Source organism: Crossiella cryophila, assembly GCF_014204915.1.
Classification (GTDB): Bacteria; Actinomycetota; Actinomycetes; order Mycobacteriales; family Pseudonocardiaceae; genus Crossiella; species Crossiella cryophila.
On sequence record NZ_JACHMH010000001.1, the window covers coordinates 3,010,918 to 3,036,751 of the forward strand.

Annotated in this window: 22 protein-coding genes; 15 read left to right on the plus strand and 7 right to left on the minus strand. The window is 72.8% G+C overall.

Translation table 11 applies throughout. The features are described from left to right. The 3 genes from HNR67_RS46225 (at position 1) to HNR67_RS14110 (ending at position 3,636) form a co-directional block, all read left to right on the plus strand. Positions 1–1,041, plus strand: coding sequence for a C40 family peptidase (locus tag HNR67_RS46225; RefSeq protein WP_185002474.1), 1,041 nt, complete (start codon positions 1–3; stop codon positions 1,039–1,041). An 89-nt stretch (positions 1,042–1,130) separates the two neighbouring features. Further along, positions 1,131–2,489, plus strand: a complete 1,359-nt coding sequence (locus HNR67_RS14105; RefSeq protein ID WP_312987218.1) for a basic secretory protein-like protein — start codon at positions 1,131–1,133, stop codon at positions 2,487–2,489. Between the two features lie 10 nt (positions 2,490–2,499). Further along, positions 2,500–3,636, plus strand: a complete 1,137-nt coding sequence (locus HNR67_RS14110) for a glycosyltransferase family 4 protein (RefSeq protein WP_185002475.1) — start codon at positions 2,500–2,502, stop codon at positions 3,634–3,636. Here the strand turns inward: HNR67_RS14110 and HNR67_RS14115 are convergent. The 4 genes from HNR67_RS14115 to HNR67_RS14130 all read right to left on the minus strand — a co-directional run bounded on the left by HNR67_RS14115 (position 3,621) and on the right by HNR67_RS14130 (position 15,158). Beyond that, the gene (locus tag HNR67_RS14115) at positions 3,621–6,740 is read right to left on the minus strand and encodes an AfsR/SARP family transcriptional regulator (protein ID WP_185002476.1); all 3,120 of its coding nucleotides are present in this window, start codon (positions 6,738–6,740) and stop codon (positions 3,621–3,623) included. The two genes, HNR67_RS14110 and HNR67_RS14115, sit on opposite strands and share 16 nt — an antisense overlap. Next, positions 6,737–9,958 carry an AfsR/SARP family transcriptional regulator gene (locus HNR67_RS14120; RefSeq protein WP_185002477.1) on the minus strand — a complete coding sequence of 1,074 codons (3,222 nt, stop codon included), beginning with the start codon at positions 9,956–9,958 and terminating at the stop codon, positions 6,737–6,739. Before HNR67_RS14120 ends, HNR67_RS14115 begins: the two co-directional genes overlap by 4 nt. A 28-nt stretch (positions 9,959–9,986) precedes the next feature. Further along, a complete protein-coding gene (locus HNR67_RS14125; RefSeq protein WP_185002478.1) occupies positions 9,987–13,181 on the minus strand; it encodes an AfsR/SARP family transcriptional regulator in 3,195 nt (1,064 codons plus the stop codon). Between the two features lie 183 nt (positions 13,182–13,364). Further along, entirely contained in the window at positions 13,365–15,158 is a 1,794-nt protein-coding gene (locus HNR67_RS14130) for an AMP-dependent synthetase/ligase (protein WP_185002479.1), read from the minus strand. 111 nt (positions 15,159–15,269) lie between these two features. Here HNR67_RS14130 and HNR67_RS14135 point away from each other — a divergent pair, with 111 nt between their 5' ends. From HNR67_RS14135 to HNR67_RS14175, 9 genes are all read left to right on the plus strand, one after another. Further along, on the plus strand, positions 15,270–15,647 hold the full coding sequence (locus tag HNR67_RS14135) for a polyketide cyclase / dehydrase and lipid transport (protein WP_185002480.1): 378 nt from the start codon (positions 15,270–15,272) through the stop codon (positions 15,645–15,647). Between the two features lie 9 nt (positions 15,648–15,656). Further along, a complete protein-coding gene (locus tag HNR67_RS14140) occupies positions 15,657–16,103 on the plus strand; it encodes an iron chaperone (RefSeq protein WP_185002481.1) in 447 nt (148 codons plus the stop codon). Then, the gene (locus HNR67_RS14145; protein WP_312987220.1) at positions 16,100–16,693 is read left to right on the plus strand and encodes a Uma2 family endonuclease; all 594 of its coding nucleotides are present in this window, start codon (positions 16,100–16,102) and stop codon (positions 16,691–16,693) included. Before HNR67_RS14140 ends, HNR67_RS14145 begins: the two co-directional genes overlap by 4 nt. A gap of 104 nt (positions 16,694–16,797) precedes the next feature. After that, positions 16,798–17,637: a poly(ethylene terephthalate) hydrolase family protein gene (locus HNR67_RS14150; RefSeq protein WP_185002482.1), complete on the plus strand. Its 840-nt coding sequence runs from the start codon at positions 16,798–16,800 to the stop codon at positions 17,635–17,637. A 14-nt stretch (positions 17,638–17,651) separates the two neighbouring features. Beyond that, a complete protein-coding gene (locus tag HNR67_RS14155; protein ID WP_185002483.1) occupies positions 17,652–18,440 on the plus strand; it encodes a metallophosphoesterase family protein in 789 nt (262 codons plus the stop codon). A 26-nt stretch (positions 18,441–18,466) separates the two neighbouring features. Then, complete coding sequence (locus HNR67_RS14160; RefSeq protein ID WP_185002484.1) at positions 18,467–18,907, plus strand: SRPBCC family protein; 441 nt, start codon at positions 18,467–18,469, stop codon at positions 18,905–18,907. A 26-nt stretch (positions 18,908–18,933) separates the two neighbouring features. After that, on the plus strand, positions 18,934–20,148 hold the full coding sequence (locus HNR67_RS14165) for an ArsA family ATPase (RefSeq protein ID WP_185002485.1): 1,215 nt from the start codon (positions 18,934–18,936) through the stop codon (positions 20,146–20,148). Between the two features lie 4 nt (positions 20,149–20,152). Further along, the gene (locus HNR67_RS14170) at positions 20,153–20,545 is read left to right on the plus strand and encodes a hypothetical protein (RefSeq protein WP_185002486.1); all 393 of its coding nucleotides are present in this window, start codon (positions 20,153–20,155) and stop codon (positions 20,543–20,545) included. Continuing rightward, a complete protein-coding gene (locus tag HNR67_RS14175; protein WP_185002487.1) occupies positions 20,539–21,489 on the plus strand; it encodes an ROK family glucokinase in 951 nt (316 codons plus the stop codon). Before HNR67_RS14170 ends, HNR67_RS14175 begins: the two co-directional genes overlap by 7 nt. 101 nt (positions 21,490–21,590) lie before the next feature. Here the strand turns inward: HNR67_RS14175 and HNR67_RS45640 are convergent, their stop codons facing one another. The 3 genes from HNR67_RS45640 to HNR67_RS14185 form a co-directional block, all read right to left on the minus strand. Next, a complete protein-coding gene (locus HNR67_RS45640) occupies positions 21,591–21,722 on the minus strand; it encodes a hypothetical protein (protein WP_281403234.1) in 132 nt (43 codons plus the stop codon). Positions 21,723–21,826: 104 nt separating this feature from the next. Then, entirely contained in the window at positions 21,827–22,444 is a 618-nt protein-coding gene (locus HNR67_RS14180; protein WP_221489890.1) for a TetR/AcrR family transcriptional regulator, read from the minus strand. Positions 22,445–22,722: 278 nt separating this feature from the next. Next, on the minus strand, positions 22,723–23,211 hold the full coding sequence (locus tag HNR67_RS14185; RefSeq protein ID WP_246492506.1) for a hypothetical protein: 489 nt from the start codon (positions 23,209–23,211) through the stop codon (positions 22,723–22,725). Positions 23,212–23,400: 189 nt separating this feature from the next. Here HNR67_RS14185 and HNR67_RS14190 point away from each other — a divergent pair, with 189 nt between their 5' ends. From HNR67_RS14190 to HNR67_RS14200, 3 genes are all read left to right on the plus strand, one after another. Continuing rightward, a complete protein-coding gene (locus HNR67_RS14190; RefSeq protein ID WP_185010622.1) occupies positions 23,401–24,114 on the plus strand; it encodes a lysophospholipid acyltransferase family protein in 714 nt (237 codons plus the stop codon). A gap of 36 nt (positions 24,115–24,150) precedes the next feature. Next, complete coding sequence (locus HNR67_RS14195) at positions 24,151–24,654, plus strand: polyadenylate-specific 3'-exoribonuclease AS (protein ID WP_185002489.1); 504 nt, start codon at positions 24,151–24,153, stop codon at positions 24,652–24,654. A gap of 150 nt (positions 24,655–24,804) precedes the next feature. After that, complete coding sequence (locus HNR67_RS14200; RefSeq protein WP_185002490.1) at positions 24,805–25,830, plus strand: 6-phosphofructokinase; 1,026 nt, start codon at positions 24,805–24,807, stop codon at positions 25,828–25,830. Positions 25,831–25,834: the final 4 nt, after the last annotated feature.

Sequence of the window (25,834 nt, forward strand, 5' to 3'; positions counted from 1 at the left end):
GTGGCGTCGCATCGACTCAAGCGCACGATGCGCGGGGCCCTCGCGGCCTCCGCAGTTGTGGTCGCCGTCGGCCTCGCGCCGACGACCCCCGCGCTGGCCGACCCGGAACTGCCCGCCAACGCCTCCGAGGCGATGAAGCAGCTCCAGGAAATGTCCAAGGAAACCGAGAAGATCGCGGAATCCCTGCACGAGGCCAAGGACGACCTCAACAAGAAGAACGCCGACCTGGAGAAGGCCAACAAGGAGGCCGAGGAAGCCAGCAAGCTCGGCGCCCTGGCCCGCGAGCAGGAACGGCAGCTCCGCGGGGACGTCGACAAGATGGCCTCCGCCGACTTCGAGGGCGCGCGGCTGAACCAGCTCAGCGCGCTGCTGATGTCGCGTTCGCCGAATGAGTTCCTGGACAAGATGGCGTTGCTGGACATGCTCGCTGGCGACAACAAGGACGCCATCGACAAGCTGCACGCCACCATCAAGCAGGCCGAGGACGCCGGCAAGCGCGCGGTGGACGCCAAGGACCGCGCGCAGAAGGCCACTGACGAGGCCAAGCGCATCACCACCGAGCTGGACAAGCGCCGGGCCGAGCTGGAGACCCGCCGGTCCAAGGTGAAGGCGCAGTACGACAAGCTCACCCAGGACGAGCGGAACAAGCTCAAGGGGCCCGAGGACAACTCGGTCATCAACATCCCCGGCAACAGCGGGATCGCGGGCGCGGCGCTGGAGAAGGCGCTGAGCAAGCGTGGCTCGAAGTACGTCTACGGCGACGAGGGTCCCAACACCTTCGACTGCTCCGGCCTGATCTACTGGGCCTACCGGCAGGTCGGCATGGAGCTGCCGCGATCCAGTTCGCAGCAGGCCCGGATCGGCACCGCGGTGCCGATCAGCGCCATCCAGCCGGGCGACCTGGTCGCCTACAAGGGCCACATCGGCATCTCGGTCGGCAACGGCAAGATGGTGCACGCGCCCACCACCGGCGACGTGGTCAAGATCGCCCCGCTGCAGAGCGGCATCGTCGCGGTCCGCCGGGTCGGGGTCGGCTCCTGAGCCACTCGTCCAGGTAAGTCCGTTTTTTCCGCGGGGCCGTCACCGATCGGGTGTCGGCCCCGCGGCCTGTCCGGCCCTAGGATGCAGCTGTGTCCGGGGTTGGCCGGTACAGGAGCTGGCTGGTCGCCGCGGTGGCCGCCGTGCTGCTTGCTGGGCTCGCCGTGGTCGCCACCCCGCAGGCCCGCGATGTGGTCGACCCGCAGCCCCAGGTCACCACGCTGGACGCGGCGGGCCGCCCGGTCCCGCCGGAGGCCCCGGCCACCACCGCGGAGGCCCCGCGCGCCGCGGCCGTGTCCGAGCTGATGCGCCGCCGGGCCGAGGCGATCCTGCGCCGGGACGAGACCACCTTCCTGGCCACCCTGGACCCCAACGCCGACTCGGCCTTCGCCACCGCGCAGCGCAACCTGTTCGTCAACCTGGCCGGCGTGCCGCTGAGCAGCTGGCGCTACCACCTCGAACCGGCCGAGGCCCTCGGCACTTCCGGGCTCACCTCCTACGCCCCCGACGCCGAGGAGCTGTTCGCGCCCAGGGTGGAGCTGAGCTACGCCCTGGGCGGCGGCGACGCGGTGGCCACCACCCGGCCGATGGGCTACCTGTTCGCCCGCTACGGCGACAGCTGGTACCTGACCTCCGACTCCGCGCTGGAGGCCCAGGGCAGGCGCACCTGGCGCGGCCCGTGGGACTTCGGCCCCTGCCTGGTGCTGACCACCAACTCCGGCATCGTGCTGGGCCACCGGGCCAACCAGGCACTGGCCCAGCGGGTGGCCAAGGAGCTGGACGCGGCGGTGCGCGCGGTCAGCGAGGTGTGGGGCCGGGAGTGGTCGCAGCGGGTGGTCGTGGTGCTGCCGGAGACCACCAGGGAACTGCAGGCCATGGTCGGCTCGGAGTTCGCGGTGGACTCCATCGCCGCGGTCGCCCTGGCCGACCGGGTGGACCACGAGCAGCAGCTGGTCGAGGGCGCCCGGATCGTGTTCAACCCCAAGACCGCCACCCGCCTCTCGGCCAGCGCGCTGCGGGTGGTGCTGCGGCACGAGATCACCCACGTGGCCGCCAGGGCCGCCACCGTGGACGGCGCGCCGATGTGGCTGCTGGAGGGCTTCGCCGACTACGTGGGCTACCGCGGGTCGGGCATCGCGCCCACCGAGGCCGCCCCCGACCTGACCCGCCGGGTCCGCGCCGAGAACGGCCAGCTGGACCTGCCAGCCGACGCCGACTTCCGCTCCGGCGGCCAGAAACTGGACGTGGCCTACCAGTCGTCCTGGTCGCTGACCACGCACATCGCCGAACGCCACGGCGAGGCCACGCTGGTGGAGCTGTACCGGCGGCTGGCCAGGGCCGGGCAGACCGACACCGCGGGCCAGGACCGGATGCTGCGCGAGGTGCTGGGCGTGGACCGGGCCAGACTCGTCGCGGGCTGGCGGGAGTTCCTGCGCAAGACCTACGGCTAAGGTTCGCCTCGTGCGCCGCACCCTGTTGGTCACGAACGACTTCCCGCCACGTCCCGGTGGCATCCAGGCGTACCTGCACTCACTGGCCACCGCGTTGCCGGCGGACCGGCTGGTGGTCTACGCACCCGGCTGGGACGGCCCGCCCGCCTCGGCCGCGGAGTTCGACGCCGCCCAGCCGTTCCCGGTGGTGCGGCACGCCTCGCCGGTGCTGCTGCCCGAACCGGAGGTGGTGGCCAGGGCCGCGGACATCCTGCGGGCCGAGGGCTGCACCTCGGTGTGGTTCGGCGCGGCCGCCCCGCTGGGGCTGCTGGCCGCGCGGTTGCGCTCGGCCGGGGCGCGCCGGGTGGTGGCCTGCAGCCACGGGCACGAGGTCGGCTGGTCGATGTTCCCCGGCGCGCGCTGGGCACTGCGCCGGATCGGCGCCGCGGCCGACGTGGTCACCTGCGTGAGCCGCTACACCAGGGCCGCCATCGCCTCCGCCTTCGGCCCGCTGGCCGCCCTGGAACACCTGCCCGCCGGCGTGGACGCCACCTACTACCGGCCGGATTCCGTTGCCCGCCAGGAGATCCGCCGCAGGCACAACCTCGGCAGCGCGCCGGTGGTGCTGTGCCTGTCCCGGCTGGCCCCGCGCAAGGGCCAGGACACCCTGATCCACGCGCTGCCCCGGATCAGGGCCAGGGTGCCCGGCGCCAAACTGCTGCTGGTCGGCGCCGGCCCGTACCGCAAACGCCTGCGTGCCCTCGCCCAACAGTCCACAGTGGACGAACACGTGATCTTCGCGGGCCACATCCCGCCCAGCGAGACCCCCGCCTACTACGCCGCGGCCGACGTCTTCGCCCTGCCCTGCCGCAACCGCGGCTTCGGCCTGGACGTGGAGGGCCTGGGCCTGGTGTTCCTGGAGGCCGCGGCCAGCGGTTTGCCGGTGGTGGCCGGTGATTCCGGCGGTGCGCCGGAGACGGTGCGGGACGGGGTGACCGGGCATGTGGTCAACCCGCGTTCGGTGCGCGCGGTGGCGGAGTCGGTGACCCGGTTGCTGCTGGACCCGGAGCTGGCGGCCGCGATGGGGCGGGCCGGGCGGGAGTGGATGCGGCGGGCCTGGCGCTGGGACGCGGCTGGGGCGCGGCTGGCGGGTTATCTGGACGGGTGAGCGGCGGCCGCTGGGGGCTGCCCCGAGGGCTGGGCCGCGCCGAGTTCGGCGAGCAGGGCGAGGGTCTCCGCCTCGCCGCGTTCGTGCCCCATGTGCTGGAAGGCGGACAACGCTTCCGCCGCGTGCCCGGTCGCCACGTCGAACGCCCCCAGCCGGATCTCGGTCCTGGCCAGCACCAGCAGCGCCCTGGCCGCGAAGCCCTCCTGCTGGGTGCGCCGGGCCAGCGCGACCGCCTCGGTGCTGTGCCGCCTGGCCTCGGCGGGTTCGGCCAGGTCCAGGTGGGCCAGGGCGAGTCCGGTCAGCGCGCGGACCTGCTCGTTGTGTTGCCGCAGCGGCACCGCGAGGTCGAAGGCGGCGGTGAGGTGCTCGATGGCCAACCGGGACCGGCCCTGCCGGTACTCCGCGAGGCCCTCGGCGTACCGGGCGTAGGGCAGGTTCATCCGGTGGCTGGCCGGGTCTGGGTCGGCGTGCATCAGATCGAGCTGGTGGCGGACGTTCGGGTAGTCGCCGAGTTCGGCGTAGGCCTCGGCGAGCATGCCGGCGCCGAGGGTCTCCTGCGCGGCGAACCCGAGTTCCCGGCGTAGCTCCTGGGCCCGCCGCAGACTCCGCACGGCCAGTGCCGGCTGCCCCTCGTGCAGTTCCCGGTCGCCGACGTCGTTGAGGTAGAGCGACTGCACGCCGATCGCCCCGATCTCCGTCGACAGCTTGTGCGCGGCGGACATCGCCGCCGCGGCCTCGGCGAGCCGCCCCTGCCGCAGGCCGACCGCGCCGAGATGGGCCAGCGCGTTGGCCTCGGCCAGCCGCGAGCCCGCCCGGATCGCCGCCAGGCGCGCCCGCTCGAGGTACTCGCCGGAGACCGAGAGCTGGCCTGCCAGGCCGCGGGCGTGGCCGATCCGGGTCAGCGCGATGCTCTCGCCGACGAGCAGGCCGAGCGCGGCGTAGTGCGTCCTGGCCATCGCGGCCCGCCGCACGCTGGCGCGGTAGTCGCTCTGCCAGAGCAGTGCCTCGCTCCAGGCGGCCAGCGCGTCGGCCAGCGCCCTGCGGTTCCCGGCCGCCTCCGCCGCCTGGGCGGTCAGTTCGGCGATCGGGGCGCGCTCGTCCTGCCGGAAGTGCACGTAGAGCTGGCTGAGCATGGCGATGCCGAGCAGCGCGGCCCCCGCCGGGTCGGTCCTGGCCGCCCTGGCGTGCATCGCCAGCAGGGTCGCGAACTCGGTCTCGAACCAGGCGACGCCCTCGGCCGGGGTACCCAGGGTGAGCCGGGCGGGTGGGGGTGCCCAGTCGTCGAGCGCGGTCTCGGTCGCCGGGCCGTAGAGGAAGTGCTGCAGCTGGACGAGCACGCCCAGGCAGTGCGCCAGCAATCGTCGCCGCGCCGCGGCCCGCTCCGCCGGGCTGTCCTCGGCCTGGTGCTGTTCGGTGGCGAAGAGCCGGAGCAGGTCGTGGCTGCGGTAGCGGCCGGGCCGGTACTCATCGAGCAGGTGCGCGTCGGCCAGTTCGCGCAGCAGCGGCGCCGCGGGTGCCTCGGCCAGCGCGCTCGCCTCCGGCTCGGCGAGGTCGGCGCCCGGCGCCACGCTGAGCAGCCGGAACATCCGCCGCGCCGCGGTGGACAGGGTCCGGTAGGACAGCTCGAAGGCGCGGCGGACCGCGGTGTCCTGGTCGTCCTCGATGGCCAGTTCGCCGAGGCGGTCGGGCTCGTGCAGCCGGTGCAGGTACTCGGCCAGGTCGGGGACCGGCAGGACGGCGATGTTGGCCGCGGCCACCCGCAGGGCCAGCGGGAGGCGGGCGCAGAGGTCGGCCAGGCGGGTGGCCGCGGCGGGCTGGGCCTGGACCAGGTCCCGGCCAAGGGTGCGGGTGAGCAGGGTGGTGGCCTCGGCGGGGCTGAGCACGTCCAGGGTGATGCGCCGGCATTCGGGCAGGCCGGGGATGACGCCGCGGCTGGTGATCAGGGTGCGGCAGTGCGGGCCGGTGGGGACCAGGGGGGCGACGGTGGCGGCGTCGGCGGCGTTGTCCAGCAGGACCAGGAAGCGGCGCTCGGCGAGCAGGGACTGGTAGAGCCGGGCCCGGCCGGGTTCGGTCGGCGGGATCTCGGACTCGGCCAGGCCGAAGGCACGCAGGAAACGGGCCAGCACGGCGAAGGGGGTGGGTTTCTCGCCGGGGGAGTAGCCGCGCAGGTCGACGTAGAGCTGGCCGTCGGGGTAGCGGTCCTTGAGCAGGTGTCCGATGTGGACGGCCAGCGCGGTCTTGCCGACGCCGGGCTGGCCGTAGACCACCGTGGTGCCCGCTGGTGCGCCGGTGATGGCCTCGACCAGGTCCGCGCGGCCGACGAAATCGTTGATGTCCAACGGAAGCTGGTGGATGGGCAGGCCGCGGCGGGGTGGCGGGCCGGGCGGCGGGACCGCCTCGGTGAGGATGGCCTGGTGCAGGGCGCGCAGTTCGGCGCCGGGGCGGACGGCGAGCAGGTCGGCCAGCACGCCGGTGGCGGCCTGGTAGGTCTGCAGCGCCTCGGCCTGGCGGCCCGCCCTGGTCAGGGCGAGCATGAGCTGGGCCCAGTGGCGTTCGCGCAGTGGGTCCTGGGTGGTGAGCCGGCGTAGTTCGGCGATCAGGCCGGTGTCCTCGCCGAGTTCCAGGTCCAGGTCGATCCGGCGTTCCAGCGCGCGCTGGTGTTCGGCCTCCACCCCGGCCACGGCCTGGCGCAGGGCGGGGGAGAAGACGTCGGAGAGCGCGGGGCCGCGCCAGAGCGCGAGCGCGGTGCGCAGGGTGTCCCGTTCGGCCCTCGGCTCCCCGCCCGCCTTGGCCAGCAGGGCGCGGAAACGGTGCAGGTCAACGGAATCGGCTGGCACGTCGGCCTGGTAGCCGGTGCCGGTGGTGCGCAGCACCGGTTCGGGCAGGGCGGCGCGCAGGCGGCGGATGTAGGTCTGCAGCGCGTTCTTCGGGTTGCGCGGCGGCTCCTCCCACACCTGCGCGGTCAGCTCGGCGATACTCACCGGACGGCCTGGGCGCAGCAGCAGCGCGGCCAGCACGGTGCGGTGTTTTCCGGCCAGGGTGGGCAATGGCGTGCCGTCCTGCCGGACCTCGGTGGGGCCGAGCAGGCGGAACTCCAGTGTCACGGCGCGGCTCCCTGCGCGGCCAGCCGGGCGGGCAGCCCGGTGCGGTCGACCATGCCCAGCTCACGGTAGAGCGCCAGTGCCTCGGTCCACAGTGGACACGCGGCGGCCGGCCCTGCCAGCACCGATCGGGCGTTGCCCAGCACCTCCAGCGCGGTCGCGGTGGCCGGGCGGCGGCCGGTGTAGCGGTGCACCGCCAGCGCGGCCCCGGCCAGCTCGGCCGCGGTGTCGGCCTCGCCGAGGGCCAGCCGGACCTCGGCCAGTTCGGTGAGCGCGTCGCCGAGCACGGTGCGCAGCCCGCCCGCGCGGGCGATGTGCTCGGCGGCCACCGCGTACGGCAGTGCCTCGGCAGGCTCGTGCAGCCCGCGGTGCACGGCGGAGAGGCCGACCGAGATCAGCACCGGGAAGGCAGGGTGCCCGGCGGCGTTGGCCAGTTCGCGGGCGGCCAGGTAGTGGTGGTGCGCGCGGGCCCATTCCCGGTGCCCGCGGTGGATGTCGGCGATCAGCGTGCGGGTGCCGGGGGCCAGCCGGTCCCTGGAGTTGTCCACCGCCACGGCCAGCGCCCGGTCCAGGTGCGCGCGGGCGCCGGGCAGGTCGGCGCGGGCCAGCTGCAGCCGGGCGCGGGCCTCGGCCACCATCCGCTCCTGCAACCCGCCCAGCCGCCTGGCCAGCGCCGCCGCCTCGGCCAGCCGCTGCCCGGCCTCGGCGAACTCGCCCAGCGCGGCCAGCGTGTCGGCCAGCTGCACCAGGCACTGCGCCTCGGACTCGTGCGCGTGGTGCCTGCGCATGATCTTGCAGGCGTGCTCGATCCGCACCTTGGCCTCGGCCAGCCTGCCGACCGCGACGTAGGCGGAGTGCAGGCCCTGGCTGGCGAATGCCTCACCCGCCGGGTAGCGCGCCTCCCGGCTGAGCCGGATCGCCTTGGTGTAGCGGGCGATCGCCCTGGGGAAGCGGCAGGCCACCTCGTAGGCCATCGCGATGTTGGCCAGCACCAGCCCTTCCCCGCCGAGCGCGCCGACCTCCCGGTAGCGCAGCACGGACAGCGTGCCGTGCCGCACCGCGTCGGCCACCCGCCCGTAGAGCGAGAGCACCCCGCTGAGCCCGTTGTGCATGTCGGCCTGGCCGAAGACGTAGCCGCGCCGGATGGCCGCGCGCAGCCCGGTCTCGCAGATGAGCACCTGCTCCTCGAAGTGCCCGTTGGTCCAGAAGTGGTTGGTCAGCGCGGTCGCGAGGTCCACGCACAGCTCGTCCGGCCGGTCCTCGGTGGCCAGCACGGCGGCGATCAGGGTGGCGCGTTCCTCGTCCAGCCAGTGCTTGGCCGCCACCGGCTCGTCGAAGGGGGCGAGTTTGCCGACCACGGCCCGGTTGCGCGGGGCCTCGGCGTAGAGCAGCACGGTGGCGTAGTTGGCGCAGTCCAGCAGGTAGTCGAAGAGTCGCTGCCCGGCCGCGGCGACCTCGTCCTGGCTGTCCTCCAGATCGCGTTGCTGGCCGGTGTAGAGCCGGAGCAGGTCGTGGAACTGGTAGCGGCCCTCGCGGTGTTCCTGGACCAGGTGCGCGGTGGCCAGCTGGCGCATCAGCTCCTCGGCCCGGTCCAGCTCGAACCCGGTGAGCGCGGCGGCGTGCGCGGCGGTGAAGTCCGGGCCGGGCACCAGTCCGATCAGCCGGAAAAGTCGTTGCGCGGCAACGGAGAGCGTGCCGTAGGACAGGTCGAAGGCGCGGTGCACGGCCGCGTCGTCGTCGCCGTCGATGGCCAGTGCGGCCAGCCGGTTGCCGGTGGCCAGCTCGTGCACGTAGCCGGGCAGGTCGGGTTCGCCGCGGATGGTCAGGTTGGCCGCGGCGATCCGCAGCGCCAGTGGCAGCCGGGCGCACAGTCCGGCCAGTTCGGCGGCCGCGACCGGGTGCGCCGCCAGGTGTTCGGCGCCCAGGATCGCGCCGATGAGGGCGAGGGAGTCCTGTTCCCCCAACGGGTCCAGCCGCACCCGTGGAGTGTCCACAGTGGACAGTATATTGCGGCTGGTGGCCAGGGCGGCGCTGCCGGGGGAGTCCGGCAGCAGCGGCAGCAGTTGTTCGGCCGAGCCCGCGTTGTCCAGCAGCACCAGCACCCGCCGCCCGGACAGCAGTGCCCGGTACTTGCTGATCCGGTCCGCCGTGCCGTAGGGCACCTGGTCGGCCGGCACGCCGAGGGCCCGCAGGAACTGGCCGAGCACCTGCGCCGGGTCCAGCCGTTCGCCTGGGCAGTAGCCACGCAGGTTGACGTAGAGCTGCCCGTCCGGGAAGGCCGGGCGCAGCAGGTGTCCGGCCCGGACGGCCAGCGCGGTCTTGCCGATGCCGGGCTGCCCGCAGACCAGCACCCGCCGCGCCTGCTGACGCACCAGCAGTCCGGTGAGCGCGCGCAGTTCCTCGCGGCGGCCGGTGAAATCGCCGATGTCGGAGGGCAGCTGGCAGGCCGGTCGCCAGAGCACGGCCGGGGCCGACGGCGGGGCGAGTTCGGGTGCGTTGGTGAGCACGGCCTCGTGCATCCAGCGCAGCCGCGGTCCCGGCTGCACCTGGAGTTCGGCGTGCAGGGTGGCCGCGGCGCTGGCGTATGCCTGCACCGCCTCGGCCGGGCGCTGGGCGCGGTAGAGGGCGAGCATGAGCTGGCTCCAGAACACCTCGTGCACCGGGTGCTGGCGGGTGAGCAGCTGGAGTTCGCCGATCACCGCGTTGTGCTCGCCGCGGTCGAGGTCGAGCTGGATCCGCCTGGACAGCGCGGTCAGCCGGAGCCCGGCCCAGCGGGCGGTCTCGGGGGTGGCGAACTCCGGCGCGGGCACGTCCGCGAACGCCTCGCCGCGCCACTGGGCCAGCGCCGCGGTCAGTTCGGCGTGTTCGGCCGCGGTGTCCTGGGCCTCGTCGGCCCGCCGCAGGTGCGCGGCGAAGCGGTGCAGGTCGACGGCTTCGGCCGGCACGTCGAGCAGGTAGCCGCCCTCGACGGTGCGGATGGCCTCGGCGCCGAGCAACCCGCGCAACCGCTGCACGTAGGTGTGCACCGCGCCGCGCGGGTTGCGCGGTCTGCCGTTGACCGGCCACAGGTGCCCGGCGATGCGCTCGGACTCCACCGGCCTGCGCGGGTTCAGCAGCAGGCAGGCCAGCAGGATCCGGTGCTGGGCCGCGCCGATCCGCAGCGGCTGGCCGTCCTTGGTCACCTGCAGTGGGCCGAGGACCCGGAAATCCAGCTCGGTCACGCCTACCACCCCCTCTCCGCTGACCTGTCTACTCGACCCCAGCGGGTTCCCGGTGCCTTCCCCACAACTCGGCGTACAGCGCGGCCGCGCGCTGCCGGTGGGACTGGGCCGCCACGCTGTCCGCGCCGAGGGCCAGCCCGTCGGCGATGAGCACCAGCGTGCGTGCCTCGCCGAGCCGGTGCCCGGTGTCGGTGTGCAGCTCCAGGGCCGCTCGCGCGGTGGCCAGGGCCACCCCGGCGGCACCGCCGGCCAGCGCGGCCGCGGCCAGCGCGGTCAGCGCCTGGCCGATCTTGACCCGCCTGCCTGCCGCGCGGGCCACCCGTTCGGCCTCCCGGCCGCAGTGCAGCGCCTCCTCGGCGGCGCCCGCGGCGGTGTGCGCCTGGGTGAGCACGATCAGCGCGTCGATCTCGGTGCCGGCGTGCGCGATGTCGCGGGCCAGGCCGAGTGAGCCGGTGGCGGCCCGCAGCGCGGCGGTGTGCTCGCCGGCGGCCAGGTGCAGCGCGGCCTGGGTGCACAGCGCGTCGCATTCGGTGCGCCGGTCGTCCACCGCGCGGGCGTTGGCCAGCGCGGCCTCGGCGTGCCGGGCGGCTTCGGCGTGCTCGCCCAGGTCCAGGTGCACCCTGGCGAGGGCCTCCTGGGTGTTGGCCTGGTCGTAGCGGGAGCCGTGGTCGGCGTAGAAGGCCAGCGCCTCGCGCAGGTGCGCGGCGGCGGTGCGCAGCCTGCCCAGGTCGGCCAGCACGATGGAGAGGTTGACCAGGGTGCTGTGCGCCAACGCTTCCGCGCCGAGTTCGCGGTGCAGGGTGACCGCGCGCAGCAGGTGGTCGGCGGCCTCGGTGAGCCTGCCGAAGACCGCGTGTGCGATGCCCAGGTTGTTCAGCGTGGTGGCGGTGGCCTTGGCGGTGGCCACCGTGCGCGGCCGGTCCGCGCGCAGGCTCAGCGCGCGCTGGAAGTGGTCGACGGCCTGCTGGTAGTCGCCGCCGTTGCTGTGCGCGGTGCCGATGTTGTGGTGCATGGTCGCGGCGGCCTCGACCTCGCCGTGTTGCTGGGCGGCGCGCAGCGCGGCGTGCCCGGCGGCCAGCCATTCCGCGGTGTGCCGGTGCGAGTAGAAGTACAGCCGCAGCGAGTCGATGAGGTGCCAGGCGGTCTCCGGCGGCCCGTGGTCGGCGGCGTGGTGCACCGCGGCGAGCAGGTTGGGGCGTTCGGTGTCCAGCCAGGCCAGTGCGGCCGGACCGCTGTCGAACTCCGGCGCCGGCACCTCCTCGGTGTCCCTCGGCAGCAGCAGCGCGTCGGGGTAGAGCCGCCGGATCGCCTGGTCCGCACCGGCCAGGTAGGCCGCGAACAGCCGCCGCCTGCCCGCGGCCAGTTCCGCCGCGCTGTCCTCCTCCTCGCCCAGGTCCAGGGCGTAGCGGCGGAGCAGGTCGTGGAAGTGGAAGCGGCCGGTGCGCGGGGCCGGGTCGGAGAGGTGGCCGACCAGGTTGGCCGCGGCCAACCGGTCCAGCAGCCGGTCGGCCTCGGCCAGGCCGATCCCGGCCAGCGCGGCGGCGGCCTGGGCGGTGAAGTCGGGGCCCGGCACCAGGCCGAGGTGCCGGAACAGGTGGCGGGCGTCGGCGGGCAGCGCGGTGTAGGACAGGTCGAAGGCGGCGTGCACCGCGGTCTGGTCGTCGCCGTCGATGCTGAGCGCGGCGATGGTGCCGGCGCGCAGTTCGTCCCGGTAGCCGCCGAGGGTGTGCCGGGGGTTGCTGACCAGGTTGGCCGCGGCGATCCGCAGCGCCAGCGGCAGCCGGGCGCACAGCTCGGCCAGCGCGTCCGCGGCCAGCGGTTCGGCGGCCACCCGCTCCGGCCCCAGGATGGCGGCCAGCAGCCCGCGGGCCTCCGGCCGGTCCAGCACCTCCAGGGTGAGCCTGCGCGCGCCCTGCAACGCGGTGAGTCCGCGCAGGTCGTCCCGGCTGGTCACCAGCACTCCGCAGCGCGCCTCGGCGGGCAGCAGCGGGCGGACCTGGTCGGCGGCGGCCGCGTTGTCCAGCACCACCAGCATCCGGCGGCCGGTGAGCAGCGAGCGGTACAGCGCGGCCTGCTCCTCGATCTCGGCCGGGATCTGCTTCTGCGCCACCCCGAGCACCCGCAGGAAGTGCGCGAGCGCCTCGGCCACGGTCATCGGCCTGCTGGTGGCGTAGCCGCGCAGGTTGATGTGCAGCTGCCCGTCCGGGAAGCGCTCACCGAGCCGGTGCGCGGCCCGCACGGCCAGCGCGGTCTTGCCGATGCCCGGCGGTCCGGAGAGCACCACGATCGGCGCCGCGGTGCCCGGCGGGGCCCCGGCCAGCAGCTCGCCGATCTGGGTCAGTTCCGGCTCGCGGCCCACGAAGTCGGCCAGGTCGGGCGGGAGCTGGCGGGGCACCCCGGCCCGCGGCTGCCCCGCGGTGGGGACGCCGGGTTCGACCGGGCAGGGCGCGGCCAGCGCCGGGTCGTTGACCAGGATCGCCCGGTGCAGCTGGCGCAGTGCCTCGCCGGGGTCGATGCCCAGTTCCTCGGCCAGGGTGTCGCTGACCTGGTGGAAGGTGCGCAGGGCCTCGGCCTGCCGGTCGCAGCGGTAGAGGGCGAGCATGAGCTGGTGCCAGAACCGCTCGCGCAGCGGGTGTTCGGCGGTGAGCCGCTGCAGCTCGCCCGCCAGTTCGGTGTGCCTGCCCAGTTGCAGGTCCACCTCGATCCGCCGTTCCAGGGCCTGCAGCCGTTCCTCGGCCAGCCGGGGCGCCTCGTCCCGGCGCAGCGCGTCCGATGGCACCCCGGTGAGTGCCTCGCCGCGCCAGAGCGCCAGCGCGGCCCGCAGCCGGTCGGCCTCCCCGGCCGGATCGCCGTTGGCGGCCAGTGCCCGGCCCTGTTCGAGCAGCTCGCGGAAGGCGAACAGGTCGAGCTGGGCGGGGGTGAGCCGGATCAGGTAGCCCTCTGGCCGGGTATGTACGAGCTGGTCAGGGCCTGGTTCGTCGCCAAGGGCCTGGCGCAGCCGCATCACGTAGGTCTGCAGGGTGCCGCGGGCGCGGGCGGGCGGGTGGTCGCCCCAGATCCGGTCGGTCAGCTCCTCCAGCGGCACCACCTGGTTGGCCCGCAGCAACAGGGTGGCCAGCAGCGCCCGGTGTTTTCCGGCTCGTACCTCGATCGGCAGCCCGCCTCGGCGGACCTCGACCGGCCCGAGAATCCGGAAAACCACCTCCTTGGGCGCTGATTCCATCAAATCCTTCCCCCTGTGCCCTGGTAGCGGGCACCATGAAACCCGGGTGCAGCGTGCCCCGAACACTGTAGAACGCCGCGTTAGCCACACGTCAGCGAGACGACAGCGCCGTCCGGCAATCTTCTTGCCAGGGGGGCCGGGTGGCCCGCGCTACAGGGGGACGAAGCGCGGGTCACCCGATATTTATTTCTGGCTGTACATGCCGGTGATCTCGGTCGAGTAGGTCTCGTTCACCACGTTCCGGCGCAGCTTCAGACTCGGCGTCAGCTCGCCACCGGCCTCGGTGAAGTCCACCGGCAGGATCCGGAACTTCTTGATCGCCTCCGCGTTGGACACCGCCAGGTTGGCCTCGGCCACCGCGGCCTCGATCTCCCCGCGCAGGTCGGCGTCATCGCTCAGCTCGGCCACGGTGGCGGCGTCCGGCTTGCCGTGCTGCTTCTTCCAGGCCGGGAAGAACTCCGGGTCCACGGTGATCAGCGCGGCGATGAACGGCTGCCGGTCGCCGACCACCATGCACTGGCTGATCAGCGGGTGCGCCCGGAGCCGGTCCTCCAGCACCGCGGGGGCGACGTTCTTGCCGCCCGCGGTCACGATGATCTCCTTCTTGCGACCGGTGATGCTGAGGAAGCCCTCGTCGTCGAGTTCGCCCAGGTCACCGGTGTGGAACCACTCGTCCCGGATGGCCTCGGCGCTGGCCGCCTCGTTCTTCCAGTAGCGCTGGAAGACGATCGGGCCCTTGATCAGCACCTCGCCGTCCTCGTCGATGCGCACCGAGGTGCCCGCCACCGGGCGGCCGACCGAGCCGATCCGGATCGCGTCCTGGGTGTTCACGCAGGCCGCGGCGCTGGTCTCGGTGAGGCCGTAGCCCTCGTAGACGGTGACGCCGACGCCGCGGAAGAAGTGCGCCAGCCGGGTGCCCAGCGGCGCGCCGCCGGAGACCGCGGCCTGGCAGCGGCCGCCGAGGGCGTTGCGCAGCTTGACGTAGACCAGCTTGTCGAAGATCGCGTGCTTGATCTTGAGCCCGAGCCCGGCGCCGCCGTGGTCCTGCGCCTCGCTGTAGGCGACCGCGGTGGCCTCGGCCAGGTCGAAGATCTTGCCCTTGCCGTCGCCGTGCGCCTTCTGCTTGGCGCCGTTGTAGACCTTCTCGAAGACTCGCGGCACCGAGACGACCACCGTCGGCCGGAACGTGCCGAGGTCGGCGACCAGGTTCTTCACATCGGCGGTGTGCCCGACCGTGGTGCGGGTGTAGACCGCGCACACCGCCAGCACCCTGGCCAGCACGTGTGCCAGCGGCAGGAAGGCCAGCAGCGAGTTCCCGGCCTGCAGCAGGGTGGGGAAGGCGGAGATGGCGGCCCGGATCTCCGAGAGCAGGTTGCGGTGGGTCAGCTCGCAGCCCTTGGGGCGCCCGGTGGTGCCGGAGGTGTAGATGAGGGTGGCCAGGTCGTCGGCCTTGATCGCCGCGCGCCGGGCGTGCACCTCGGCGTCGGGGATGTCCTTGCCTGCCTCGACCAGGGCGGCCACCGCGCCGCCGTCGATCTGCCACACATGCGCCAGCTCGGGCAGGTTGCCGCGCACCCCGTCCAGGGTGCTGCGGTGCGCCGCGGTCTCCACGACCACCGCGCGCGCTCCCGAGTCGGACAGGTTCCACTCGACCTGGGCGGCCGCCGAGGTCTCGTAGATCGGCACGCTGACCGCGCCGGCGAACCAGATCGCGTAGTCGAAGAGGGTCCACTCATAGCGGGTCTTGGACAGCAGACCGATCCGGTCGCCCTGCTGGATGCCCGCGGCGATGAAGCCCTTGGCCACCGCGACGACCTCGGCCGCGAACTCCTTGGCGGTCACATCCAGCCAGGTGCCATCCACCCGTCTGCGGAAACTCACCGCTGTGGCGAACCGCTCGGCGTTGGCCTGCACCATGTCGGTGAGGTTCTCCTCATCGGCCACGGTGGCGGTGGCCGGGACGCTGAACTCTCGCACGTCAACCTCGCTAACGGGGGGACGGTGTTACTGACGGGTTAACCTAGCTCTTTGTGACGCTGTGACAATAGGGCGTAATCCACCTGTGGCCGTTATGGCACGCTTCGTCCCATGTCCTCGGTAGACGTGGTCGACGAACTCTTCATCACGGTCCCGCCGTCCACCCTGGCTCCCAGCCTCGCCGATCCGGCCGCCTGGCGCGAGTACTGGCCGGACCTGGAACTGTCGGTCTACGCCGATCGCGGGGCCGAGGGCCTGCGCTGGACGGTGGCAGGCGCGCTCACCGGCACGATGGAGCTGTGGCTGGAGGCCGTGCTGGACGGCACGGTGGTGCACTACTTCCTGCGCGCCGAACGCCCCGGTGCGGTCCCGTTCACCCCGCGCGAGGCCCAGCGCGAGACCGTGCGCCGCCAGCGAGCGCAGAAAAAGGTCGCGTTCACCTGGAAGGACCAGTTCGAGGCCGGGCGCCCTGTCGGGGTAGCGCCCTAGCCTGCCCCCATGCAGAGCAGCGCGAACACCGTCGAGGAGTACCTGGCCGAACTGCCGCCGGACCGCCGCGAGATCGTCGCCGCCGTCCGCGAGGTGGTGCTGGCGAACCTGCCGGAGGGCTACGCCGAGGGCATGGACTTCGGGATGATCTGCTGGCACATCCCACTGAGCCGCTACCCCAAGACCTACAACGGCCACCCGCTCGGCTACGTCGCGCTGGCCTCGCAGAAGCAGTACCTGTCGCTGTACCTGATGGGCATCTACGGCGAGGCGGACCGGGCCGAGGAGTTCCGGGAGCGGTTCGAGGCGACCGGGCGCAAGCTCGACATGGGCAAGTCCTGCGTGCGCTTCAAGAAGCTGGCCGATCTGCCGCTGGAGCTGATCGGCGAGGTGGTGGCGCAGGTGCCGGTGGAGCGCTACATCGAGATCTACGAGAAGAGCCGTGGCGCGCGGTGAACCTCGAACGATCGGCGCTCGCCCGCGCCGCTTTCGGGCGCTTGCTGACCATCGCCGAGTACCAGGCCCTGGGTGAGATCGAGTTCGGCTACAGCGAACTCCAGGAAGGCCGGGTGCTGATGTCGCCGAACCAGGACATCAGGCATGCCCTGGCCGCGCAACGGTTCGCGGACCAGCTCGCCCGGCAGCTTCCGGCGGGTGTCGAACTCATCGCCAGGGTCGACATCGACCTGGAACTGGCCCCGGCGGACCAGCCGGGATCGTCCCGGCGGCCGGATCTGATGGTTGTCGACCAAGCGTGCCTGCCCCGGGTACAAGCCGAGGGCGGCATGATCCGCGCAAGCGAGGTGGTGATGGCCATCGAGGTCGCGGCACGTGGGTCCCGGCGAACCGACCACGTGCTCAAACGCCATGACTACGCCGACGCGGGTATCCCGCACTACTGGATTCTCGACATCGACAAGCCCATCTCGCTGTTCCCGTGCCGCCTGACCGAGCGCTTTGGCTATCAGGACCAGTCTCGGGCCACCGGTGCCTTCTCCACCAGCACACCGTTCCCGGTCACGGTCGATCTGAGCCGCCTCGACTAGCGCCGGTCCGTCCGGGCAGCCGCCCGGTCAACGCCGACCGCACCGTAGGTCCCCTTTGCCTGGCCGCCATCGATCCTGACCGCGGAATCCAGTACCAAATGGGCATGAGAACTCTCCAGCGGTTCGCCACTGTCGCCGCGGCCCTGCTGGCCACCACGGTGATCACGCCCGCCGCCGCCGCGCCGTCCGCCTGCCCGTCGGTCAACGCCAACTGGACCGCCCCCGGCCCCTTCGCCGTCACCAGCGCCTCGACCGGCAACGGCCACACCCTCTTCCGCCCCACCACCCTCGGCTCCCTCGGCTGTGCCAGGCACCCCGTCCTGCTGTGGGCCAACGGCGCGCTGGGCACGGTCGCGGACTACACCCCGCTGCTCACCCACTTCGCCTCACACGGCTTCATCGTGGCCGCCGGCGAGGGCCAGTCCGGCTCCGGCCGGCCGCTGCTCGCCGGACTCGACCACCTCACCGCCGAGAACGCCAGGCCCGGCAGCGTCTACGCGGGCAAGGTCGACCTGGACCGGGTCGGCGCCACCGGGCACTCCCTCGGTGGCGGGGCCGCGATCGGCGCTGGCGCGGACGCGCGGGTGGACACGGTGGCGCCGCTGTTCGGCGGGCCGTTCAACAACCCCGGCAACCTGCGTGGGCCCGCGTTCTTCACCGCGGGGCAGAACGATCTCGTGGTCGGCTCGCCGGTGGTGTGGAGCCAGTACGCGCGGGCCGGACAGGTGCCAGCGGTCTTCGGGGAACTGCGTGGGGCCGGGCACCTGGCCAGCTTCGAGCTGCGTGGGCCGGTGACGGCCTGGTTCCGCTGGCAGCTCATGGCGGACGGGCAGGCGCGCGGGCTGTTCTCCGGGCAGGACTGCGGGTACTGCGGGGCGGGCGCGGGGACGCCGTGGTCGAAGTTCGAGCGCAACGCGAAGGCGGAAGCCGCCCGCACGCGGTGACCTAAAGTCGTTGTGTGCGAGTTCATGTGGTCTCCGACGTCCATGGCAACGCCGACGCGCTGGCCAGGGCGGGGGAGGGGGCGGACGCGCTGGTCGTGCTCGGCGACCTGCTGGACTTCGTCGACTACCACCAGCACGAGCGCGGGATCTTCGGCGCGATCTTCGGCGCGGAGAAGGTGCGCCAGTTCGCCGAGCTGCGCAAGGGCGGGCGGCGGGGTGAGGCCGGGGCGTTCGTGCGCTCGCTGTGGGCCGGGCTGGCCGATGCCGGCGCGGTGATCGAGGAGGCGGCGCGGGAGCAGTACGCGGCGCTGTTCGGCGCGATGAGCGCGCCCACCTACGCCACCCCGGGCAACGTCGACCTGCCCTACCTGTGGAAGGAGTTCGCCGGGCCCGATCTCCAGGTCCTCGACGGCGATGTGGCCGAGATCGGCGGGCTGCGGTTCGGCTTCGTCGGCGGCGCGCTGCTGGCCCCCGGCACCACCCTGCCCAAGCAGGCGCCTTGGCTGCCCTACCTGCGTTCGGAGCAGGAGTACGCCGAGGCTGTGCTCGATCTCACCGCGGTCGACGTGCTCTGCACGCATATTCCTCCGGCACGCGCCGAACTGACCTACGACGTCGTCGCGCGGCGGGCCGAGTTCGGTTCCAGGGCCATCCTGGAGGTCATTGACCGGGATCAGCCGCGCTGGTCGGTGTTCGGGCACGTGCACCAGCCGCTGGCCCGGCGGAGCCGGATCGGGCGGACCGAATGCGTCAACGTGGGTCATTTCCAGCGCCGGGAGCTGCCCTACGTGCTGCGGTGGTGACCCCCGAACGCGGTAACCTCCCCGACATGGCCGACCAGTCCACCCAGTCCATCGTCATCGACGCCTCGCCCGAGGAGATCATGGCGGTGATCTCCGACTTCGTCAGCTACCCCGACTGGGCCGACCAGTTCAAGGCCGTCGAGGTGCTGGAGACCGACGACGCGGACCGCCCGAGCCAGGTCAGGTTCAAGGTGGACGCCGGCGCGTTCAAGGACGAGTACGTGCTCGCCTACGAGTACAGCGAGGACGACCGCTCGCTGGGCTGGAACCTGGTCAAGGGCACCATGCAGAAGGCCCAGAACGGCCGCTACCAGCTGGCCGCCGAGGGTTCCGGCACCAAGGTCACCTACTCGCTCACCGTCGAGCTGGCCATCCCGATGATCGGGCTGTTCAAGCGCAAGGCGGAGAAGATGATCATGGACATCGCGCTGAAGAACCTCAAGCGCCGGGTCGAGAGCACCGGCTGAACCCGCGTCACGGAGAATCGTTCCTCGTGCGTGTCCTGCTGTTCACCGGTAAGGGCGGGGTGGGCAAGACAACCCTCGCCGCCGCGACGGCCGCCCGTCTCGCGGCGGACGGCCACAAGGCGCTGGTCGTCTCCACCGACCCCGCGCACTCCCTGGCCGACGCGCTCGGCGCGCCACTGACCTCCGCCCCGGCCGAGGTCGAGGGCGCGAGCGGGCTGTACGCGGCGCAGATCGACGCCAGAGGGCTGGTCGACGGGGCCTGGCAGGAGCTGCGCGGGCACCTGCACACCGTGCTGGCCGGGGCCGGGGTCGACGAGCTGGACGCCGAGGAGCTGACCGTGCTGCCCGGCGTCGAGGAGCTGCTCGCCCTCGCCGAGGTCGAACGCGCCGCCCGCCTCGGCCCGTGGGAGACCGTGGTCGTGGACTGCGGACCCACCGCCGAGACGCTGCGCCTGCTCGCCCTGCCCGAGGCATTCGCGAGCTACCTGGAAAGGCTCTTCCCCACGCATCGCCGGGTGGTCCGCGGGCTGCTGGCCGGGGTCGCCGGCAGTGCCACCGTGGAGAAGTGGGACGCCGCCGCCGAGGCCCTCGGCCGACTCGCGATCCGCCTCGAGGCCCTGCGCGACCTGCTGGTCAGCCCCGAGCACACCAGCGTCCGGCTGGTGCTGACGCCGGAACGGGTGGTCACCGCCGAGACCCGGCGCACGCTGACCGCGCTCGCGCTGCAGGGCATCCGGGTGGACGGACTCGTGGCCAACCGGGTGCTGCCCGACTTCGGCGTGGCCGGTCGCGGACCCGCCGCGCAGTGGCTGCGCACCCGGCGCGGCGAACAGGACACCGTGCTGGCCGAACTGCACGAGGCCACCGAGGTGCCGGTGCGCACCGTCGAGCATCGCGCCGAGGAACCGGTCGGCGTGCCCGCGCTGCTGGAACTGGCCGCCGAGCTGTACGGCCAGGGCGATCCCCTGGCCGGCGCCGCCCGGCCGCCACTGGTCTCGGTCAGCGGCACCGGCCGCGGCCTGGAGGCCAGGTACGAGCTGCACCTGGCGTTGCCGCTGCTCGCCGAGTCCACTGTGGACCTGGCCAGGGTGGACGATGATCTGGTGGTCACCGTGGACGGCAGGCGCAAACTGGTCGCGCTGCCCGCGGTGCTGCGGCGATGCGAGGTGACCGGGGCGGCGGCCGGGTCCGAGGGACTCACCGTGCGGTTCCAGCCCGACCCCCGGCTCTGGATGCGGTGAGGCGATGAACGAGCAGAACAACCCCGGCGACGGACAGACCAGGCTGGCCGAGGAGGCCAGGCTGCTGCTGGACGCGGTGGCCGACCGCGCCGTGCCCTGGCTGCGCAAGATCGCCGCCGACGCGCCGGTGGACGGGCACAACCCGGCGAGCTGCGGCTGGTGCCCGCTGTGCGCGGCCGTCGCGGTGCTGCGCGGCGAACGGCCGGAACTGGCCGTGCGCGCCGCCGACCACCTGGCCGGCCTGCTCGGCACCCTGCGCTCGGCCATGGAGGAACGCGTCCCGGCGCCCCCGGCCGCCCCGCACGACCCCGCGGCCGAGCCGCCCCCGGCCGATCAGCCCGCACCGCCGCCGGGTGCGCCCCGGGTGCAGCGGATCACCGTGGAGCGGGAGTGCTGACTGTCGGCATCGATGTCGGCGGGACCACGGTGCGCGCGGGAGTCGTCGACAACCACGGATCCGTGCTGGACACCGCCCGCACCGCCACCCCGGCCGGGCAGGACGCGCTGGAGAACGCGATCAGCTCGGTGGTCACCCAGCTGACCCACCGGCACGAGGTGTCCGCGGTCGGCCTGGCCGTGGCCGGCTTCGTCACCGAGGACCGGCGCGGCGTGCGCTTCGCCCCGCACCTGGCCTGGCGGCAGTCCCCGGTCGCGGACCGGATGTCCCGCAAACTGCGGCTGCCCGTGGTGCTCGAACACGACGCCAACGCCGCGGCCATGGCCGAGTACCGCTTCGGCGCCGCCCGCGGCGCGCGGGTGTCGGTGATGGTCGCGCTGGGCACCGGCATCGGCGGCGCGCTGCTCATCGACGGCGAGGTCTTCCGCGGCGCCTACGGGGTGGCCCCCGAACTCGGCCACCTGCGGGTGGTGCCCGGCGGGCGTCCGTGCCCGTGCGGCAAGCGAGGTTGCTGGGAGCGCTACTGCTCGGGCACCGCGCTGGCCGCCACCACGGTCGAACTGCTGGCCACCGAACCCGGCCTGTCCACCGTGCTGGCCCGTGAGCCGGTCAGGGACGGCCGCACCGTCACCGGCCGGGCCGTGGCCGGCGCGGCCCGCGAGGGCGACCCGCTCGCGCTGCGCGCCTTCGCCGAACTGGCCCGCTGGCTCGGCGAGGGCCTGGCCCTGGTCGCCGACGTCTACGACCCGGAGGTCGTGGTGATCGGCGGCGGGGTGTCCGAATCCGCGCCGCTGTTCCTGGACGAGGCCCGCGAGCACTACGCCAAACAGGTCACCGGGGCGGGCCACCGGCCACTGGCCCGCATCCGCCCGGCCCAGCTCGGCGACGACGCGGGCATCGTCGGCGCGGCCGCCCTGGCCGCGGACCTGGTCGCCAGGGTCTGACCAGCCCCTTCGAAAAGACAACGGACCCGGCGCGAAGGCTCGGGTCCGGAAAGTGAGACGCCTGGCTGAACCGGCGACGCTGCCGGTCAGGCGCCGCTGGGTCAGCGGCCGCTACGGCGGAACAGGCGGCGGCGGAGGCCACCGGTGGTCTTGCGACGGTGCTGCTTCTGCTCACGCGCCCAGCTCGTCTCGGCGAGCGCCTTGGCGAGCCACATGGCCTGGAGCTGATCCATGGAGTCCGGACCTGCCTTCCGTTTCTGTATCGGTTCTGACGAGTCTCAGAATACGGCCCGGCTGAATCGGTACACAAACGGATAAGCCCAGTTCGTGGCGTAGTTCACCGTGTTACGGGTGCTGCTGTGAGCTGGCTCCCGCCAAACCCGGCGAGCAGCACCTCCACCGCCCGCGCGAACCGGTCCGCCTGGTCCAGGCCCGTGCCGGTGGCGACCACCTCGGCCAGGTTCGGGTACTCGGCCGGGTCCAGTTCGGGCAGGTCGGTCTCGGCGGTGTCCTCGTGTCCTGGCGGGCGGCCGACCTCGGCCAGGGTGTGGCCGATGACGAAGGTGCCGATCACGTTGAGCAGGTCCATCGCCTGCCCCGCGGTCAGCCCGGTGGCGCGCAGGCCGGCCAGGCTGGACTCCATGAACGGCAGCGAGTCGGCGGAGTGCAGCGGCCGGGTGGCGACCAGGGGCAACACGCCGGGGTGCCGGATCAGGGTGGCGCGCAGGGCGTGCGCGAAGGCGCGCAGCCGGTCGGCAGGCGGGTCCGCGGCCGCGGCGGCCGTTGGCCGGGAGAGTTCGGAGACCCGGTCCACCAGCGCGTCCAGCAGGGCGGCCTTGCTGGGCACGTAGTAGTAGAGGGTCATCGCCTCCACATCCAGTTCGGCGCCGAGTTTGCGCATGGACAGCGCGGCCAGGCCGTGCCGGTCGACGAACTCCAGCGCGGTGTCGAGCACTCGCGCCCGGCTGAGGTTCTTGGCCCAGCTCGCCTCGGAGCAGCCCCATGCGGCCGTTCAACGACCTGCGCTTCGAGAACCGGGCGGCCAACGGCAGGATGCAGGCGTTCCTGTTGCTGCTCACGGTGACCACGCTGCTGGGGCACCGGTTCGAGCTGGGAGTGGCGGTCGCGCTGTACGCGGTGATGCTGGTGGGTGCCCTACCTGACGGGGTGGCCGAAAGCGGTCATCGCGGCCAGCGTGCAGCGCGGCTGGACGCCGTTCCCGGTGAGCGGGGACTAGACCTGCGCGCCGTCGTCCCAGCCGGAGTCCGGCGGCGGGCCCTTGCGCATGTTGACCACCAGCCAGCCGATGCCGCCGCTGATCAGCAGCAGTCCCAGCGGGAACGCGGTGCTCCACAGCATCCCGAGCAGCCCGTGCACGAAGAACAGCAGCACGCCGAGCACGATCAGGGCCAGTGAGGCGACCGTGGTGCGGCGCAGCGGGGGCAGGGGTGGCGGTTCGGGGGGTTCGTAGTGGCCCTCGTCCTCTTCGGGCGGGGCCGCCGGCCGGGACGGCGGGGCGTCCTTCTCGACGGTGGCCGCGCGGTCGGGGCGCGGCGTGCGTTCTGCCTCGGTGGCCTCCGGGGACTCGGCGGCCTTGGCCGCGGCCTCCGGGCTCTCCGGCCATTCCGGAGCGCTGCCCTCACGGCGCAGACCCGCGACGATCGCCTCGAAGGCGGCGTCGACGTCCTCCGGGCCGTTGGTCTCCTCCGCGCGGTTGCTCATCATCCGCCATCGTCCCACGACCGGGGCGGCTCCGGCAGGCGTCCTGATAGCCCTACCGGCAGAACAAGATGGGTGTGTCTGGTCACCACTGCACGTCAACGGGTGCGTTGCCGTTGTGCGCAGTCGAACTCGCTCCGTAGTCTGGAGTACACCGGCCTGGTCTGGGCTTTGAGGGAGGCGCTTTCCGCGGTGTTGTGGTGGGTGATGAAGTGGGTCCTGCTCGGGCCGATCTTGCGTCTGTTCTTCCGTCCGTCCATCCAGGGCCTTGAGCACATCCCGGAGTCCGGTGGGGCCATCCTGGCCAGCAACCACCTGGCAGTGGCCGACTCGTTCTTCCTGCCGTTGATGGTGCCGCGGCGGGTGACCTTCCTGGCCAAGCGGGAGTACTTCACCGGCAAGGGCATCAAGGGCCGGTTCAAGCGCGCCTTCTTCGGCGGGCTCGGCCAGGTGCCCATCGACCGGTCCAGTGCGATGGCCGCGCAGGCCGCGCTGGACACCGGCGTCCGGCTGCTCAAGGAGGGCAAGCTGCTCGGGATCTACCCCGAGGGCACCCGCTCGCCCGACGGCAGGCTGTACAAGGGCAAGACGGGCGTGGCCCGGATGGCTCTCGAGGCCGGGGTGCCGGTGGTGCCGGTGATCATGATCGGCACGGACCGGGCGAACCCGATCGGCTCCCGGATGTGGCGGCCGCACAAGATCCGGATCGTGGTGCTGCCACCGCTGGACTTCTCCCGGTACGAGGGCCTCGGCGGGGACCGGTTCATCGAGCGGTCCATCACCGACGAGATCATGTACGCCCTGATGGAGACCTCCGGCCAGGAGTACGTGGACGTCTACGCGGCCAAGCTCAAGGATCCGCAGCCCGCCCCGGCCGCGGCCAAGCCCGCCCGCAAGGCGGCCTGAGCGCGGGAGCACCGCGGCGGCGACTAACCTTGGTCGGTGCGGTTCTTCTACGACTGTGAGTTCATCGAGGACGGTGTCACCATCGACCTCGTCTCCATCGGGGTGGTGAGCGAGGACGGCCGCGAGTACTACGCCGTGTCCACCGAGTTCGACCCTGACAAGGCCGGGCCGTGGGTGCGGCAGAACGTGCTCAACCAGCTGCCCCCGCCATCGGATCCGCACTGGCGCAGCCGCGGTCAGATCCGCCGCGAGCTGCTGGACTTCGTGACCGAGTCGGACAACCAGCCCGAGCTGTGGGCCTGGTTCGCCGCCTACGACCACGTGGCGCTGGCCCAGCTCTGGGGCGCCATGCCGGCGTTGCCGCAGGAACTGCCCCGGTTCACCAGGGACCTGCGGCAGCGCTGGGAGGACCTGGGCAAGCCAAGGCTGCCCGGACCGCCCGCGGACGCGCACGACGCGCTGGCCGACGCCCGGCACAACCATCAGCGCTGGCAGATCATGGAGCAGACCCGGCTGCGGAAGGGCTTCACCGTCCGCTGAGCGCACGGGCTTAGTTCCGCCGGTTTCGCGGAAGTTCCGCAGATGTTGCCGGTTCTAGCCACCCCGCTTGCTGCACCGATCCAGCTACCGGCACACTCGGCGGTGACGCGAGACGCCGGTCACATGATCGGCGTGACGAGGAGGCACTAGATGCGCATTGGTGTGCTCACGGGTGGCGGCGACTGCCCGGGGCTGAACGCGGTGATCCGGGCGGTTGTCCGCAAGGGGGTCGAGGTCTACGGCCACGACTTCATCGGCTTCCGCAACGGGTGGAAGGGTCCGATCGAGGGCAACACCAAGCCGCTCGGGCTGGACCAGGTCGAGGACATCCTGACTCGCGGCGGGACGATCCTCGGCAGCTCCCGGACCAACCCCTACAAGGTGGACGGCGGAGTCGAGGCGATCCGCAAGACGCTGGCCGAGCAGCAGGTCGACGCGCTGATCGCGATCGGCGGCGAGGACACACTCGGCGTGGCCAAGCGGCTGACCGACGACGGCATCGGCGTGGTCGGCGTGCCCAAGACCATCGACAACGACCTGGGCGCGACGGACTACACCTTCGGTTTCGACACCGCGGTGCACATCGCGACCGAGTCGATCGACCGGTTGCGGACCACCGCGGAGTCCCACCACCGGGCGCTGGTCGTCGAGGTGATGGGCAGGCACGCTGGCTGGATCGCGCTGCACTCCGGGCTGGCCGGCGGCGCCAACGTGATCCTGGTGCCGGAGAAGCCGTTCAGCGTGGACAAGGTCGTCGAGTGGGTGCAGCGGCGGTTCGAGCGCGAGTACGCGCCGATCATCGTGGTGGCCGAGGGCGCGGTGCCGGAGAACGGGGCCGAGGTCCTGCTCACCGGTGAGAAGGACGCGTTCGGGCACGTCCGGCTGGGTGGCATCGGCACCTGGCTGGCCGAGGAGATCGCGGCGCGCACCGGCAAGGAATCGCGGGCCGTGGTGCTGGGGCACACCCAGCGCGGTGGCACGCCGACCGCCTACGACCGGGTGCTGGCCACGCGGTTCGGGCTGCACGCGGTGGACGCGGTCAACGACGGCGACTTCGGCGTGATGGTGGCGCTCAAGGGCACCGACATCGTGCGGGTCAAGCTCTCCGAGGCGACCGCCGAGCTGAAGACCGTGCCGGAGGACCGGTACGCCGAGGCCGAGGTCTTCTTCGGCTGAGTAC

What these genes read in the sequence shown, in the direction of transcription:
- HNR67_RS14135 (WP_185002480.1), top strand. Translation starts at nt 15,270, where the DNA reads ATGTCCTCGGTAGACGTGGTCGACGAACTCTTCATCACGGTCCCGCCG.
- HNR67_RS14170 (WP_185002486.1), top strand. Translation starts at nt 20,153, where the DNA reads ATGAACGAGCAGAACAACCCCGGCGACGGACAGACCAGGCTGGCCGAG.
- HNR67_RS14140 (WP_185002481.1), top strand. Translation starts at nt 15,657, where the DNA reads ATGCAGAGCAGCGCGAACACCGTCGAGGAGTACCTGGCCGAACTGCCG.
- HNR67_RS14160 (WP_185002484.1), top strand. Translation starts at nt 18,467, where the DNA reads ATGGCCGACCAGTCCACCCAGTCCATCGTCATCGACGCCTCGCCCGAG.
- HNR67_RS14200 (WP_185002490.1), top strand. Translation starts at nt 24,805, where the DNA reads ATGCGCATTGGTGTGCTCACGGGTGGCGGCGACTGCCCGGGGCTGAAC.
- HNR67_RS14150 (WP_185002482.1), top strand. Translation starts at nt 16,798, where the DNA reads ATGAGAACTCTCCAGCGGTTCGCCACTGTCGCCGCGGCCCTGCTGGCC.
- HNR67_RS14125 (WP_185002478.1), bottom strand. Translation starts at nt 13,181, where the DNA reads ATGGAATCAGCGCCCAAGGAGGTGGTTTTCCGGATTCTCGGGCCGGTC.
- HNR67_RS14185 (WP_246492506.1), bottom strand. Translation starts at nt 23,211, where the DNA reads ATGAGCAACCGCGCGGAGGAGACCAACGGCCCGGAGGACGTCGACGCC.
- HNR67_RS45640 (WP_281403234.1), bottom strand. Translation starts at nt 21,722, where the DNA reads ATGGATCAGCTCCAGGCCATGTGGCTCGCCAAGGCGCTCGCCGAGACG.